At 27.6% G+C, this 15300-nt stretch carries 12 protein-coding genes and 1 tRNA gene; 11 read left to right on the top strand and 2 right to left on the bottom strand.

Annotation, left to right across the window (positions count from 1 at the left end; translation table 11 throughout):
* Positions 1-13: 13 nt before the first annotated feature.
* Both ftsA and ftsZ read left to right on the top strand, forming a co-directional pair.
* On the top strand, positions 14-1396 hold the full coding sequence (gene ftsA / locus CKV87_RS06895; protein ID WP_041645073.1) for a cell division protein FtsA: 1383 nt from the start codon (positions 14-16) through the stop codon (positions 1394-1396).
* Positions 1396-2529 carry a cell division protein FtsZ gene (ftsZ, locus tag CKV87_RS06890; RefSeq protein WP_012013040.1) on the top strand — a complete coding sequence of 378 codons (1134 nt, stop codon included), beginning with the start codon at positions 1396-1398 and terminating at the stop codon, positions 2527-2529. Before ftsA ends, ftsZ begins: the two co-directional genes overlap by 1 nt.
* 31 nt (positions 2530-2560) lie before the next feature.
* On the opposite strand, the gene CKV87_RS06885 is transcribed toward ftsZ, so the two are convergent.
* Positions 2561-2824, bottom strand: coding sequence for a hypothetical protein (locus CKV87_RS06885; protein WP_012013039.1), 264 nt, complete (start codon positions 2822-2824; stop codon positions 2561-2563).
* A 312-nt stretch (positions 2825-3136) separates the two neighbouring features.
* Here CKV87_RS06885 and CKV87_RS06880 point away from each other — a divergent pair, with 312 nt between their 5' ends.
* The 4 genes from CKV87_RS06880 (at position 3137) to nhaA (ending at position 8226) form a co-directional block, all read left to right on the top strand.
* Complete coding sequence (locus tag CKV87_RS06880; RefSeq protein WP_012013038.1) at positions 3137-5494, top strand: TonB-dependent siderophore receptor; 2358 nt, start codon at positions 3137-3139, stop codon at positions 5492-5494.
* Positions 5495-5604: 110 nt separating this feature from the next.
* Complete coding sequence (gene metX, locus CKV87_RS06875) at positions 5605-6714, top strand: homoserine O-acetyltransferase MetX (protein WP_012013037.1); 1110 nt, start codon at positions 5605-5607, stop codon at positions 6712-6714.
* Positions 6711-6908, top strand: a complete 198-nt coding sequence (gene xseB / locus CKV87_RS06870) for an exodeoxyribonuclease VII small subunit (protein WP_012013036.1) — start codon at positions 6711-6713, stop codon at positions 6906-6908. The genes metX and xseB overlap by 4 nt, the downstream gene beginning before the upstream one ends.
* Before the next feature lie 22 nt (positions 6909-6930).
* Entirely contained in the window at positions 6931-8226 is a 1296-nt protein-coding gene (nhaA, locus tag CKV87_RS06865) for a Na+/H+ antiporter NhaA (protein WP_004509606.1), read from the top strand.
* Between the two features lie 14 nt (positions 8227-8240).
* Here nhaA and CKV87_RS06860 read toward each other — a convergent pair whose 3' ends face one another.
* Positions 8241-9059 carry a polysaccharide deacetylase family protein gene (locus CKV87_RS06860; protein WP_012013035.1) on the bottom strand — a complete coding sequence of 273 codons (819 nt, stop codon included), beginning with the start codon at positions 9057-9059 and terminating at the stop codon, positions 8241-8243.
* Between the two features lie 114 nt (positions 9060-9173).
* On the opposite strand from CKV87_RS06860, the gene carB reads away from it, so the two are divergent.
* The 5 genes from carB to brnQ all read left to right on the top strand — a co-directional run bounded on the left by carB (position 9174) and on the right by brnQ (position 15243).
* Complete coding sequence (gene carB, locus CKV87_RS06855; protein WP_012013034.1) at positions 9174-12419, top strand: carbamoyl-phosphate synthase large subunit; 3246 nt, start codon at positions 9174-9176, stop codon at positions 12417-12419.
* Positions 12419-12862: a hypothetical protein gene (locus CKV87_RS06850; protein WP_012013033.1), complete on the top strand. Its 444-nt coding sequence runs from the start codon at positions 12419-12421 to the stop codon at positions 12860-12862. The genes carB and CKV87_RS06850 overlap by 1 nt, the downstream gene beginning before the upstream one ends.
* Positions 12863-12932: 70 nt before the next feature.
* Positions 12933-13008 (top strand) — tRNA-Glu (locus CKV87_RS06845).
* A 34-nt stretch (positions 13009-13042) separates the two neighbouring features.
* Positions 13043-13900: an EamA family transporter gene (locus CKV87_RS06840; RefSeq protein ID WP_012013032.1), complete on the top strand. Its 858-nt coding sequence runs from the start codon at positions 13043-13045 to the stop codon at positions 13898-13900.
* A 50-nt stretch (positions 13901-13950) separates the two neighbouring features.
* Positions 13951-15243: a branched-chain amino acid transport system II carrier protein gene (gene brnQ / locus CKV87_RS06835; RefSeq protein WP_012013031.1), complete on the top strand. Its 1293-nt coding sequence runs from the start codon at positions 13951-13953 to the stop codon at positions 15241-15243.
* Positions 15244-15300: the final 57 nt, after the last annotated feature.

Raw genomic sequence — 15300 nt, 5'->3', positions numbered from 1 at the left:
TAAATTGAATAATATGAATGATACTTTTTTAACAATAAATATTGGTTCATCTGCAATAACAGCAGTTATTGCAAGACCAAAATATGATGCAGATAATAATATAGATATTTTAGGAGTTGGTATTAGTGAAAGTAAAGGTGTTAATAAAGGTTTGATTATTAACATTGAAGATGCTTCAAAAACTATAAAAGATGCTATTTTAAAAGCAAAAGAGAGCGTAGCAGAAGCAATAGGAACAACAGTTGTATCAATTTCTGGAAATTATACAAAAGGGATAAAAGGAAGTGGTGCAGTTAATGTTCCAAATGGTTTAGTAAGTGAAGCAGATATAAACCAAGCTATGCAAATGGCTTTATCAAATGCAATAATTCTTCCAGAATATGAAGTTGTTCATGTAATTCCACAATATTTTAGAATTGATGAAGAAGAAGTTGATAATCCTTTAAATATGAATGGTAACAGACTTGAAGTAGCAGTTTATATAGTTACAGCAAAAAGAAATGCTTTGATTAATATCAAATCAGCACTAAAAATATCAGGGATTGATGATGTTAAATTTGCTTTAGATTCGTATGTTTCATCATTAGCAGTGCTTGATGAACAACAAAGAAAATTTGGAGCAGTTGTTATAAATGTTGGTTCAACAACAACAGAATTTGTATATTTTAAAGGGAATTCTATTGTTTATAATGGATTTATTCCTGCTGGTTCAAAAAATATTACAAATGATTTATCTGTTATGCTTCATACTCCAAATTTATCTGCAGAAAAGATAAAAATTGAATATGGTTCATTAACAAGAGATTATTCAGCAAATAATGAAGTTGGCGCTACAAAAGTAACACTTCCAAGAACTGATGATGAAGATAGTTATACAGAAGTTGCACTTGATTATATCCAAACAATAATTCATGCTAGAGTTGAAGAGATATTAGTTTTAGTAAAAAATAGATTGAAAAAAAGTGCTTTACTTGATAATATTGGTTCAGGAATAGTTCTAACTGGTGGTATGAGCTGTCTTGGAGGAATAAAAGAATTAACTAAAAAGATTTTTGAAGGGATTCCTGTTAGTGTTTCAACTCCAAAAAATTTACCAAATAATTTTAAAATTAGTTTTGATGAAACAAATATGTCAACAGTAGTTGGTTTATTAATGTATTCTTTAGGAATAAATAGAAGTTATCAGTTAGATTCAGGTAAAAAACTTATTCGTCCTGTTAGAAAAGAGAGAGTTGTTGAGAAAGTAACTATACCAAATATGAATAATACAATGAATACAACAAATAGAGAGTATATTCAAACAAAACAAAATAATGGAACAGTTTTAGAACCTTTAGTGAAAGATAAGAAAAAAGGTGTTTCTGGACTTTGGAATAAATTATCGGAGTGGTTTTAATGGAAAATTTATTTAGAGAAGATGATATTAGAGTAGATATGCCAAGTAAGGTTTTATCTAACAACCTTCCAAAAATTGCCGTAATTGGAGTTGGTGGAGGTGGTTGTAATATGATTAACCACATGATAGATGAAGGTTCACATAAAATCGATTTAATTGTTGCAAATACAGATTTAAAAGTTCTTCATGTATCAAAAGCTCCAAAAAAAATAGAGTTAGGTCATAAACTAAATAATGGTTTTGGTGCAGGAATGGATCCTGAAGTTGGAAGAAATTCAGCACTTGAAAGTTATGAAGAGATAAAAGAGACTTTAAAAGGTTCAGATATAGTATTTGTTGCTGCTGGTCTTGGTGGAGGAACTGGAACAGGTGCTGCTGCTATTATTGCAAAAGCTGCTAGAGAAGTAGGAGCTTTAACTGTTTCAGTTGTTACAAAACCATTTTCATTTGAAGGAAAAATGAGAGCAGGTTTAGCTAATCTTGGATTAGAAGAGTTAAAAAAAGTAAGTGATTCTTTAATTGTTATATCAAATGATAAATTAACAGAGATTGTTGATGCAAGTTTAGGTATAAAAAATGCTTTCAAAATAGTAGATAATATCCTTTATCAAGCTGTAAATGGTATGAGTGAAGTTATTTTAAATCCTGGAAGTGGTGCAGATATTAATGCCGATTTTGCTGATGTTAAAACTATTATGAAACATAAAGGTATAGCATTAATGGGAATTGGAAAAGCAAAAGGTGAAGAGGCAACTCAAAGAGCTTTAGAAAATGCTATAAACTCTCCATTATTAGAGAAAGTTCCTCTTGATGGAGCAAAAGGTATTTTAATTCACTTTACAGTAAATCCAGAAATTTCACTTTTAGCAATTAGTGATATTATGGAAACAGTTCATGAAAAAGTTGACCAAAATGCACAAATTATTTTTGGTACAACAACAGACGCAACTTTTGATAGAGATGAAGTGAAAATAACTATTATTGCAACTGGATTCGAGTCAAAAAATGAAGAAAAATCAGATTCTCAAGATCAAACAGAAGATATTGAATCAATCAAAATAGAAAATGCTGAAACATCTTTAGATACACCACCTTTGATGAGAGGTTATACTATTGAGTATCCATTAAATTAAGAGTTTAAACTTTAAAGTTTAAATCTCTTTTTTATATATCATCTTCGTCATCAGCTCTCATGTCTTCTAAATCTAACAATATATTTGTTGCTTCTTCTTGTGTTAATTTCCCTTTTTCAATTAAAGCTAAAGCTTCATTATAAAACTTTTTTATATCAAGCATATATTCTAATTCATTTTCTAAATCTGTACTTGTTTTTTTTGCAATTAATTTTTCTAAAGCATCTATTTCAGCTTGAACTTCTATTAAAACATCAGTTTTTAATATTTTCTCAAGTTCTTTAATTTTATTCATAAAATTCCTTTTTTATAAGATCTGTTTGACTAATTATATATAAATTTACTTATGATGAAGAAAGATTGAGTTTATAATATTTATATAAATTCTTAATTAAAACTTAATTCTTTAGATTTAAGGCTTTTATAAGCAGAATAATTAAAAAAATGAAAGATATTTAAAAAATATAAAATTTTACAAACACCATAAAATCGTATCTTTCATATAAATTTCGAAATTTATATAAAATTTATATCCATTTTTATATAGTTCAATCGTCTTATTGCTTAGAGAATATAATTCTCAGAATTAATATAAAGGATTGGAAATATGAAAAATAGATTTTTTATCTCTGTGGTAACATCATTAATATTAAGTAACAATGTTGTTAATGCAAAAGAGATAAGTTTACAAGAAGCAGTGGACAGCATAGTAAAAGAGTATAAAGTAACGTATATATCAAAGTCAAATAGTTTAAAAGATAAAAAAATTGATGAAAAGAAAATCAATTATAAAGAAAATGCTCTAAATAGTTTAAACAATATTTTAGAATCAAATGATTTAAAAGCAATAGAAGAAGATGGCGTAATATATATAATAGAAAAACCAAAAAAAACAACAAACTCTAAAACTACTATTTTAGAAGAGATTTCTGTAAATGATAAATATTTAGGAAGTACAACAGAAAATAGTGATTCATATACAACAGGAAGTATGAAAACAGCAACAAAACTTGATTTATCTATTAGAGAAACTCCACAATCTGTTATGGTAATAAGCCAACAAATGTTAGAAGATAGAAAAACAGATGAATTTTATACTTTGATAAAAAAAGTAACTGGTGTATCAGTAACTGAAGCTTTTGATGGAAGAGCAACTTATTATTCAAGAGGTTTTGATCTTGACTATTACTTACTTGATGGTCTTCCTGTAACACAGAATTGGTACACAATAAATAATTATAATATGGATGCTTATGATAGAGTAGAAATTGTAAAAGGTGCAAATGGGCTCATGGTAGGTGCAGGAAATCCAGCAGTTTCTATAAATATGGTAAGAAAACATGCAAATTCAAAAGTATTTAAAGGTGATATAGAAGCAAGTGGTGGTTCTTGGGATATGTATAAACTAAAAACAGATATTCAAACTCCTTTAAATGAAGATGGAAGTGTTAGAGCAAGATTAGTAGCAAGTTACAAAGACAAAAACTCTTTTATTGATAAAAAAAGTCAAGAAAATAGTTTAATTTATGGTATTGTTGATTCTGATATTACGGATAATACTACAATATCAGTAGGTGCTAGTTATGAAGAAAACAATAAAGATGGAGTTATGGGAGGAGGAGCTTCTTTACCTAGTTTTTATAGTGATGGAACGAAAACTAATTTTAGTCGTTCAAAAAGTTATATGTTTGATTGGAGTAAATGGGATACAAGTATAACTTCATATTTTACAGATGTAAAACACTATTTTGATAATGATATTTTATTAAATGCTTCTTATTCACATAATGAAATTCATACAAAAGATAGAATGGATACAAATATTCAAGGTAGTTTAAATAAAGATGGTTCAGGTTTAACAGCTGGTTGGGGTAAAAATCCAGAAAAAATAAAAAAAGATAGTATAGATATTTATGCTTCTATTCCATTTGAATTAGCAAAAAAAGAGCATGAAATAATTGTAGGAACACAATATAATAAAGAAAATGATAAAAAATATAAACCAGAATTTTCAGGAAAATACAATATTACTAATTACTTCACTCAAAATGGTAGTGAATTTACATCTGAACCAAATACTGGAAGTTCTATTTTAAGACAAGATGCAGATACAGAACAAAAATCGATTTATCTTACTGGAAAATTTGAATTAGTGGATGATTTAAAACTAATTATTGGTTCAAGACTTACAACTTGGGAATATGATAGTTATAGTTGGGATACAAATAGTAGAACTAAATATGACCATGATAATATATTTACACCTTTTGTTGGTTTAGTTTATGATTTAGATGAAAATCACTCTATTTATACGAGTTATACAGATATATTTCTACCGCAAGGTAATGTTAAAGATAAAAGTGGAAATATCTTAGACCCAAAAGAAGGAAGTAATTATGAAGCTGGTATCAAAGGTGAATATTTTGATAAAAAATTAAATGCTGGATTAACTTTATTTAGATTAGAACAAGATAATGTTGCTGAATCGATTAATGGCGTTTTTGTCGATGGTTCAAATGGAACTGAACAAGCTTATAAAAGTATGAAAGGTGTAACTTCTAAAGGAATTGAACTTGAAATTGGTGGAGAAATTACTGATAATTGGGATATTAGTGTAGGATTTACTCATTTTGAAGCAAAAGATGCCAATAAAGATAAAGTAAATACTACAACACCAAGAAATAATATAAATATATTTACAAAATATACAATAAATGATTTTAGTTTTGGAGCTGGAGTAAACTGGAAAAGTAAAGGATATGAAAAATCTGATACAAGAGAAATTACTCAAGATGCTTATGCAGTTGTTGATTTGATGGCTTCTTATAAATTTAATAAGAATTTATCAACACAATTAAATATCAATAATTTATTTGATAAAACATATTATATTGGATATGGTACATCTAGCTATAATTATGGTGATCCTGTTAATGGAATTCTTAGTTTAAAATATAAATTTTAATCTACAAAGAGGACTTTTTCCTCTTTGAATCTTCAACTTTACAGCTAAAATCTTTCTTAGGATAGTTTAGATACACTAAATTCTTAAAACTCTTATGGTTGGAATAAATTTTGAAAATAGAGACAAAAGTAGAAAAATTTAATGAACCTTTATATCTTGAAAGTGGAAGACTTTTAGAATCTTTTGAATTAATATATGAAACTTATGGTGAATTAAATAAAGATAAATCAAATGTAATTATTGTTTGTCACGCACTTTCAGGAAGTCATCATGCAGCTGGTCGATATGCTGATGAAGCAAAGCCAGGTTGGTGGGATAAATTTATAGGTGATGGAAAAGCAATAGATACTACAAAGTATTTTGTAATTTGCTCAAATACAATAGGAAGTTCGTATGGTTCGACAAATCCTTTGAGTATTAATCCAAGTACAAAAACAGAGTATAGATTAAAATTTCCAGTTATTACAATATCTGATATTGTAAAAGCTCAAATGAAATTATATGAAAGATTAGGTATAAAAAATGCCGTTGCAGTTGTTGGTGGAAGTATGGGAGGAATGCAAGCTCTTTGTTATTCAATAGAATATCCAAATTTTGCAAAACATATAATCGCATTAGCAACAACTGCATATACAAGACCTTGGGTTATTGGAATAAATAAAATAGCAATAGAGGCTATAAGACACGATAAAATTTTTAATAATGGAAACTATAAAAAAGAAGATTTAAAAGCTTTAGGACTTCCTGGACTTGCAGTTGGACGAATGGCAGGACTTATGATGTATCTAAGTCCAAACTTATTTAAAAATAAATTTGGTAGAGATTATGTAACAACTGATGGATTATATGAGCTTTTTGGAAGATTTGAAGTGGAAAAATATCTTGAATATAACTCTTATAGTTTTCCAAAATTTTTTGATCCACTTTCATATTTATATATTTGTAAAACGATAAATATTTTTGATGCTGGAAGAAATAAAGATAAGCTAGAAGATTCATTTGATAAAATTCAAGCAAAACTGCATCTAATAGCTTTTAGTGATGATATGTTATTTTTCCCTGAAGAGATGGAAGAAATAAGAGATATTATGATGAAACTTGGACGGAAAGATCAAGTTACGTATAAACTTATAAATAGTAACTCTGGACATGACTCTTTTTTAGTTGAAGTTGAAAAATTTCAAGATTATGTAAAAGATATTTTAAAGGATAATGAATGAAAGAAAATTTAGAAAAAGTAAATTTTGAAGATAAAATCTCAAATGCAAAAGAGTTTTTAGAAAAACTTTCAAATCCTGAAATTACACTTAGTGATTCTATAAAACTTTATAAAGATGGTATAAAAGAATTAGAAGTTGCACAAAAACTTCTTGATGAAGCAAAACTTGTTTTTTCAATAGAGAGTAAAGATTAGATAGATTTTTAAGGAGACAATTATGGTAAAAAAATATAAAGTAATAGACAATTTTATTTCCAAAGAAGCTTTAAGTGGTATATTACTTTTATTTGTAACCTTATTTGCCATAATTGTTGCCAATTCTAACTTTGGTGATTTTTACTTTAATTTATGGGATAAACCTTTAGGTGTTGCTATTGGCGATTTTATTATATCAATGCCTCTTCGCCTTTGGATAAATGATGGTTTAATGGCACTATTTTTCCTTATGGTGAGTCTTGAAATAAAAAGAGAGTTACTAATAGGAGAACTTGCAAGTGTTTCAAGAGCGATGTTTCCTTTTGTTGCTTCTTTAGGTGGAATGATAGTTCCAGCTTCAATTTATATTGCTTTAAATCCAGATAATTTTATTGGTTTTGGAATCCCAATGGGAACTGATACTGCTTTTGCGATTGCTATGCTTATATTACTTGGAAAAAGAGTAAATACTGCACTTAAATTATTCCTTGTTGCTCTTGCTGTTATAGATGATTTAGGAGCTATTATTGTCGTTGCAACAGTTTATACAAGTGAATTAAAATTAGAATATTTTTTACATGCTGCTTTTGTTTATGGTTTAATTTGGCTTTTGAACTATTTTGATGTAAAAAAACTCTCTTTTTATTTATTTTTAGGTATTTTTTTATGGATATTTATCCATGAAACAGGAGTTCACGCGACAATTGCGGGAGTTTTATTAGCTTTTGCTATTCCTATTAGTTCAAGAATGAATGAAAAAAAATTTATAGAAAAAACTAAAGCTGATTTAGAAGAGTTTGAAAGATGTATGGATGATAAACCAATATTAAATCATAGACAGATAAATGCTTTAGAAGGAATTGCATATGGATATGATAGAGTTCAAAATCCACTTATCAGATTAGAACACGATTTACACGGTTTTTCAGCATTTTTTATTATGCCAATATTTGCATTTTCAAATGCAGGAGTTTTATTGGATTTTTCTACTGTTTGGACAAATTGGATGATAGTTTTAGGTGTAGCACTAGGATTATTAGTAGGAAAACCTTTGGGAATTTTTGGATTTACATATGCTGCAACAAAGTTAAATATCATAAAAAAACCAAAAAATATCTCTTGGTTTGAAATAATATCTGTTGGATTTATTGCTGGTATTGGATTTACAATGTCTATATTTATTGCGAATTTAGCATTTATTGATGAAGATACTATCTCTGCTATAAAAATAGGAATATTTACAGCTTCATTTATGGCAACAGTTATAGGAATGATATTAATTTCTATAAATTATAAATTTAAAATATCTAAAGCATAACAAAACATATTAGATTACTCTAAAGAGTAATCTGATAACTTAACAAATTTAAAACCTTTATTTTTTAACTCTTTTATTGCACTTATCATACCAGTTCTTGTTCCTGAATTTGGATGATTAAAATGTACAATTATTATTTCTCCACCTTTTGCTTTTAAAAATGTTTCTTCAACTTTTTTTGCACTAAATGTTGCTCCAGCATCTCCTAAAATTGAAAAACCAATAACTTCATGGTCTAAATCATTTGCTATTTTTACAGCTATTTCATCATAATAAGCAGTTCCTGAACGAAAATATTTGGGTCTTTTTTGTGTAATTGATTCAATTTTTCTGGCATTTAATTCAATTTCATCAATTAATTCATCAATATTTTTTGTTCCAGAAATCTTATAAATAGATTTTCCATTTACTGAAGCTGGTTTATGAAGTAATCCATGATTTGCTATTTCAAAAAGAGGATTATTTGCTAAAACTTTAAAATCTTCTAAATTTTTATTTATCCATCTTGCATTTACGAAAAGTGTTGCAGGAATTTGCTCTTTTTCCAAAAATAATATCAAATCTTTATCGTATTGCATTCCATATAAACTTCCACAAGCATCCATTGTTATTGCTAAAACTTTTTCTTTTGTTTTTAATTTTGTTTTAACTCCTGTTACATTTTCTTTCCACTCTTTTGGAATTTGATTTTTATATTTTATATTTATAGATTTTTTTAACTCTTCATATTCATTATAATTTGTAGAATCAGAATATAAATTTGTAAATAAAAAGAATAATACAAAGAAAATAAATCCTCTATTTTTCAAATAAGTTTTATTTTGTTTTATCATTTATATTTTCCTTTTTTAATTAATAACAAATATTATGAAAACATTGCATAACACAATCTTAAGAGCTTTTTCGATACAATATCCAAATTTTATAATATATATGGGGAATTTTTTATGCCAAAAAGAGAAGATATAAAATCTATTTTACTTATTGGTTCTGGACCAATTGTTATTGGTCAAGCGTGTGAGTTTGACTACTCAGGAACTCAAGCTACAAAAACGCTAAAAGAACTTGGATATAGAGTTGTTTTAATTAATTCAAATCCAGCTACAATCATGACTGATCCAGAATTTGCTGATAAAACATATATTGAACCAATTACAGAAGAAGTTGTTGCAAAAATAATTGAAAAAGAGAATATTGATGCTATTTTACCTACTATGGGAGGACAAACAGCATTAAACGTTGCTACTTCTATGTACGAAAAAGGGATGCTTGAAGGTATCAAGTTTTTGGGGGCACATCCTGATTCTATTAAAAAAGGTGAAGATAGACATCTTTTTAATGAAGCTATGAAAAAAATTGGTATGGATTTACCAAAAAGTGCGAATGCTTATACTTTAGAAGAAGCTATAAAAGTGGCAAAAGAGATTGGATTCCCTGTGATTTCAAGAGCTTCATTTACCCTTGCTGGTGGAGGAAGTGGAGTTGCTTATAATATGGAAGAGTTTAAGGTTCTTGCTGCATCTGGAATTGAAGCATCTCCAATAAATGAAATTGAAATTATGGAATCTATGCTTGGATGGAAAGAGTATGAAATGGAAGTTATCAGAGATAGAAATGATAACTGTATTATCGTATGTTCTATTGAAAACTTAGATCCAATGGGAGTTCATACAGGAGATTCTATAACTGTTGCTCCAGCTCTTACTCTTACAGATAAAGAGTATCAAGATATGAGAAATGCATCTTTTGCAATTTTAAGAGAAATTGGAGTTGATACAGGTGGATCAAATGTACAATTTTCTATCTGCCCAAAAACAGGAAGAATGATTGTAATTGAGATGAATCCAAGAGTTTCAAGATCTTCTGCTCTTGCATCTAAAGCAACAGGTTATCCAATTGCAAAAGTAGCAACACTTTTAGCTGTTGGATTTACACTTGATGAAATCACAAATGATATTACAGGAACTGCTGCTTCGTTTGAACCTGTAATTGATTATATAGTTACAAAAGTTCCAAGATTTACTTTTGAAAAATTCCCTAAAGCTGATTCAACTTTAACAACTTCTATGAAATCTGTTGGTGAAGCAATGGCAATTGGAAGAACATTTAATGAATCTATTCAAAAAGCACTTTGCTCAATGGAAACTGGTCTTGTTGGATTTGATAGAATTTTAGATAAAGATTTAGACTTTATTAAAAAAGAGATTAGAAGACCAAATGATAAAAGACTTTTATATCTAATGGAAGGTATGAGACAAGGTTTATCAAATGAAGAAATTTTTGAATTATCAAAAATTGACCCTTGGTTTTTAACTAAATTTAGAGAAATCCATGATTTAGAAAAATCAATAGATTCATCAATTTTAACAAATGCTGATTTTATGAGAAAAGTAAAATCAAACGGTTTTAGTGACAAAATGATTGCTAATTTAATAGGTAAAACTGAAGAAGATATCTATCTTGCAAGAAAAACTTTAGATGTTGATTTTGAATATAATGAAGTTGATACTTGTGCTGCTGAATTTAAAGCTTTAACTCCATATTTATATTCAACTACAAATGTAACAAAACTTCCAAAAATAGATAAAACTGAATCAACTGATAAAAAAGTTATGATTATTGGTGGAGGACCAAATAGAATAGGGCAAGGTATTGAGTTTGACTATTGTTGTGTTCACGCTTCATTTGCTTTAAATGAAATGGGTGTAAAAACTATAATGTATAACTGCAATCCTGAAACTGTTTCAACAGATTATGATACTTCTGATATTTTATATTTTGAACCAATTGATTTTGAACATGTAAGAAGTGTAGTTGAAAAAGAGAATCCAGATGGTGTTATCGTACATTTTGGTGGACAAACTCCATTAAAACTTGCAAATGCTTTAACAAAAGCTGGAGCAAAAATTATTGGAACAACAGCTGAAGTTATTGATTTAGCTGAAGATAGAAAAAAATTCTCTGCATTTGTTGAAAAAATCGGTTTATTACAACCAGAAAATGGAACAGCTGTTGAAGTTACTGAAGCGATAGAAATTGCTGAAAAAATCGGTTATCCAGTATTAGTTAGACCATCATTTGTACTTGGTGGAAGAGGTATGAAAATAGTTTATTCAACTGATGAATTAAAACAATATATGGATGAAGCAGTTTCTGTTTCAAATGATGCACCAGTTTTAATAGATAAATTCCTTGATAGAGCAATTGAACTTGATGTTGATTGTATAAGTGATGGAAAAGAAGTTTATATTGGTGGAATTATGCAACATATTGAAGAAGCTGGAATTCACTCAGGTGACTCTGCTTGTTCATTACCTCCTGTTTCTATTAGTGATGATTTAATAAAAGAGTTAGAGACTAAAACAAAAGAGATGGCTTTAGGTCTTGGTGTAGTTGGACTTATGAATACACAATATGCAATTCATAAAGGTCAAATATATTTAATTGAAGTAAATCCAAGAGCTTCTAGAACAGTTCCATTTGTATCTAAAGCAACTGGAATGCCATTAGCAAAAGTAGCAACTAGAGTTATGTGGGGTGAAAGTTTAAGAAATGCACTTGCTGTTTATGATAAAAATATTGTTTTTGAAGATAATAATGTATTAAAACCAAGACTTAAAAATCATGTTGCTGTAAAAGAAGCTGTTTTCCCATTTAATAAATTAAATGGAGCTGATTTACTTTTAAGTCCAGAGATGAAATCAACTGGTGAAGTTATGGGAATTTCTGATAATTTTGGAATGGCATTTGCAAAATCTCAAAGTGCTGCTAAAAATAAACTTCCTAAAAAAGGAAAAGTATTTATCTCTTTATGTGATTTAGACAAAGAATTTGCTCCAAGTATTGCAAAAGGTTTGACTGAAAATGGTTTTACAGTTGTTGCAACAGGTGGAACACATAAGATTATTGAAGAAGCTGGAATTGATTGCGAAAAAGTATTAAAAGTAAGTGAAGGAAGACCAAATATTACTGATTTACTTACAAATGGTGATATTGCAATGGCAATAAATACAAGTGGAGATCAAGAATCATCAAAAGATGATGGAAAAGAGATAAGAAGAGCAGTTTTAAGAATGAATGTTCCATACTTTACTACTGTTGCAGCTGCATTTGCTGCAGTTGAAGCTATCAAAGTTTTAAAAACAAATGATGTTTCAACTCCAAAATCAATCCAAGAGTTTTTAGAAAACTAATGGACTCAGCTCTAGTTTATCTAGTTCAAACAGATACAACAGTGGGTTTTTCATCATCAAATGATGAAAAACTCTCAGCTATCAAAAAAAGACCAAATTCAAAAAAGATTTTAAATACAGTTGATACTTTTTTTACTTTAAATAAAAATGCAAGAGTTCCAAAAAATTTTAGAAAACTTGTTAGAAATAGTAAAAAAACTACTTTTATATATCCAAATTTAAACTCTTTTAGAGTTGTAAGTAAAGATTGTAAATTTTATGATTTTATCTCAAAATTTTCTGTACTTTATTCTACTTCTGCAAATGAAACAACAAAAAATTTTGAGATAAATTATGCTTCAAAAAATGCCGATGTAATAGTAGAAAATGGCGATGGTTTTTATGAAACAACTGCTTCTTCTATAATAAAACTTTCTAAAAATAGATTTAAGAAATTACGATAATATCATTATTTGATACTTCTCTTTTAAGCAAAAACAAACTCAAACTAAACTATAATCTATTTCTTTTTTTGACCCTGTCGTCTAGTGGCCAAGGACGTTAGGATTTCCTCCTAAACACGCAAGTTCGAATCTTGCTGGGGTCGCCATCTATATGTTAGGAAAATTTAAAATCTACAAAATATGAGTTCTTTAGCTATTAGTTTATTATCATCTTTATTAGTAGGTTTTTATATAAAATCCTTAAAAATTGGCTTCAAAAAAGATCTTTTTATATTTATTTTCTCAAACTATCTTACTGCAATATTTTTATCTTATTTTTTATTTCATATCCAAATACAAAAAATAAATTTTGAACTTTATAATTATAAACTTATAGCTATTACTGGTTTTTTATTACCAACAATTTTATATTTTTTAAATAAATCTTTAGAAACTTCAGGACTTGCAAGAACAGATATTTTTCAAAGATTATCTTTGATAATACCAATAATTCTAAGTTTTGTACTTTTTGGTGAACATTTTTCATATAATAAAGCAATAGTAATTGTTTTAACTTTCATAAGCATTTTTCTTATTTTAGGAAATAAAAGTGCAAATAGTAGTTTTAAAAATATATATTATTTATTTGCTGTATTTTTAGGATATGGAATCGTCGATACTTTATTTAAACAAATAGCTATAAATAAATCAGCAGATTTTATCACAACATTATTTTTAATTTTTATTTGTAGTGCGATAGTTTCTCTATTTTATATATTTATTTTTAAAGGTAAAACCAATTTCAAATATTTCTTTTTAGGAATATTTTTTGGAATTTTAAACTTTTCAAATATCTATTTTTATATAAAAGCACACAAAGCTTTTGCTCAAAGTCCTACTTTAGTTTTTATCACAATGAATTTAGGAGTTATTATTGGTGGGACTTTAATTGGAAGATTTTATTTCAAAGAAAAACTTTATAAAAGTACAATTTATGGTATATTCCTTGCTATTTCTTCTATAATTTTATTAGCTTTAATACAATTAAAAATATGGTAAAAAGATAATATTTGATATTATAGTAAATTGAAATTAGCAATAGGAACAAAATGCTCAAACAAAACAAACTTACAAAAGATATTCTAATTTTAGGTTTTGCTATATTTTCTATGTATTTTGGTGCAGGAAATATTATATTTCCTCCATATTTAGGACTTAGTTCTACAAATGATTGGGAAATTGCATTTGTATCATATTTTATTGCTGATATTGGTTTTGCTACTTTAGCAATGTTTGCACTACTTAAAGTTGGTGGACATATTGAATATTTAACTCACAAGATAGGAACTATTGCTGGAATATTATTAACTTCTTCGATAATTTTATCTATTGGTCCATTAATTGCACTTCCAAGAACAGGTGCTACAACTTATGAAATGTTAGTTGTTCCATTTTTTGGTGATAATCTAACAAATTCTATAATAACATCTGTTATTTATTATGGTTTAATATTGATTTTTACATTAAAACCAACAACAATGATAGAAATTTTAGGGAAATTTTTAACACCAACTCTTTTTATTGGTTTAATTATTGTAATAATCAAAGGAATAATAACTCCTTTTGGAGATGTTTCTTCTGTACAATCGTCTAAAAATGTTATTCTCGAAGGAATGTTAGCAGGTTATCAAACTTTAGATGTTTTAGCTGCATTAGCTTTTGGAATTATTATAATAAAAGCAGTTTCAGATAAAGGAGAATATGAATCTCCTATCTTAAGATATAAATTAATAGGATATGCTTCTATTGTTGCAGCGATATTTATATTTATAATATATTTTGGATTGACATATTTAGGAGCTACAACTTCTACAACTTATACAGTAGATATAGAAAGAGCTTCTTTATTAAATAATATAATTTTTCATCTATTTGGAAGCGCTGGAAATTTACTTTTAGGAATAATTGTTTTTTTAGCTTGTTTTACAACTGGTTCTGCGCTTACAAGTTTAACTGCTGAGTATTTTTCAAAACTTTCTCATAGAAGAATTTCTTATACGACTTTGATTTTTGTTGTTACAATATTTAGCATAATAATTACAAATATTGGGTTAGAGTTTATTATCTCTTTTGCATCTCCTATTTTAGCTGTTGTTTATCCTGGTGCAATAGTTTTAGTTATTCTAATATTTTTTGAAAAAAGTATCAAAAATGATAACATTTATAAATTTGCGAGTTTTGGAGCAATGGGATTCTCTCTTTTAGAGGTTATCTCTGAAAAAACTCTACATATAGAATTTTTATCAAAATTACCTCTATTTGAATATGGTTTTTCTTGGATATTAGTTTCAATTATTTTTGGAATTATTGGAGCTTTTATTCCTCAAAAAGATAATTTGTAACCAAATTGTAACCATAATCTTTTACTAAGCAAAATTAGATAAAATGGCGAAACTTTT

The sequence above is a fragment of the Aliarcobacter butzleri genome (genome assembly GCF_900187115.1).
In the GTDB taxonomy this organism is placed as follows: domain Bacteria; phylum Campylobacterota; class Campylobacteria; order Campylobacterales; family Arcobacteraceae; genus Aliarcobacter; species Aliarcobacter butzleri.
The sequence above is the reverse complement of the archived record's forward strand: the minus strand, read 5'-3'. Positions and strand labels throughout refer to the sequence as shown.

Bases quoted from the DNA above. Each gene is read 5' to 3' on its own strand.
- CKV87_RS06860 (WP_012013035.1), bottom strand. From the start codon at position 9,059: ATGATAAAACAAAATAAAACTTATTTGAAAAATAGAGGATTTATTTTC.
- carB (WP_012013034.1), top strand. From the start codon at position 9,174: ATGCCAAAAAGAGAAGATATAAAATCTATTTTACTTATTGGTTCTGGA.
- ftsA (WP_041645073.1), top strand. From the start codon at position 14: ATGAATGATACTTTTTTAACAATAAATATTGGTTCATCTGCAATAACA.
- CKV87_RS06840 (WP_012013032.1), top strand. From the start codon at position 13,043: ATGAGTTCTTTAGCTATTAGTTTATTATCATCTTTATTAGTAGGTTTT.
- CKV87_RS06850 (WP_012013033.1), top strand. From the start codon at position 12,419: ATGGACTCAGCTCTAGTTTATCTAGTTCAAACAGATACAACAGTGGGT.
- ftsZ (WP_012013040.1), top strand. From the start codon at position 1,396: ATGGAAAATTTATTTAGAGAAGATGATATTAGAGTAGATATGCCAAGT.
- brnQ (WP_012013031.1), top strand. From the start codon at position 13,951: ATGCTCAAACAAAACAAACTTACAAAAGATATTCTAATTTTAGGTTTT.
- xseB (WP_012013036.1), top strand. From the start codon at position 6,711: ATGAAAGAAAATTTAGAAAAAGTAAATTTTGAAGATAAAATCTCAAAT.
- CKV87_RS06885 (WP_012013039.1), bottom strand. From the start codon at position 2,824: ATGAATAAAATTAAAGAACTTGAGAAAATATTAAAAACTGATGTTTTA.
- CKV87_RS06880 (WP_012013038.1), top strand. From the start codon at position 3,137: ATGAAAAATAGATTTTTTATCTCTGTGGTAACATCATTAATATTAAGT.
- nhaA (WP_004509606.1), top strand. From the start codon at position 6,931: ATGGTAAAAAAATATAAAGTAATAGACAATTTTATTTCCAAAGAAGCT.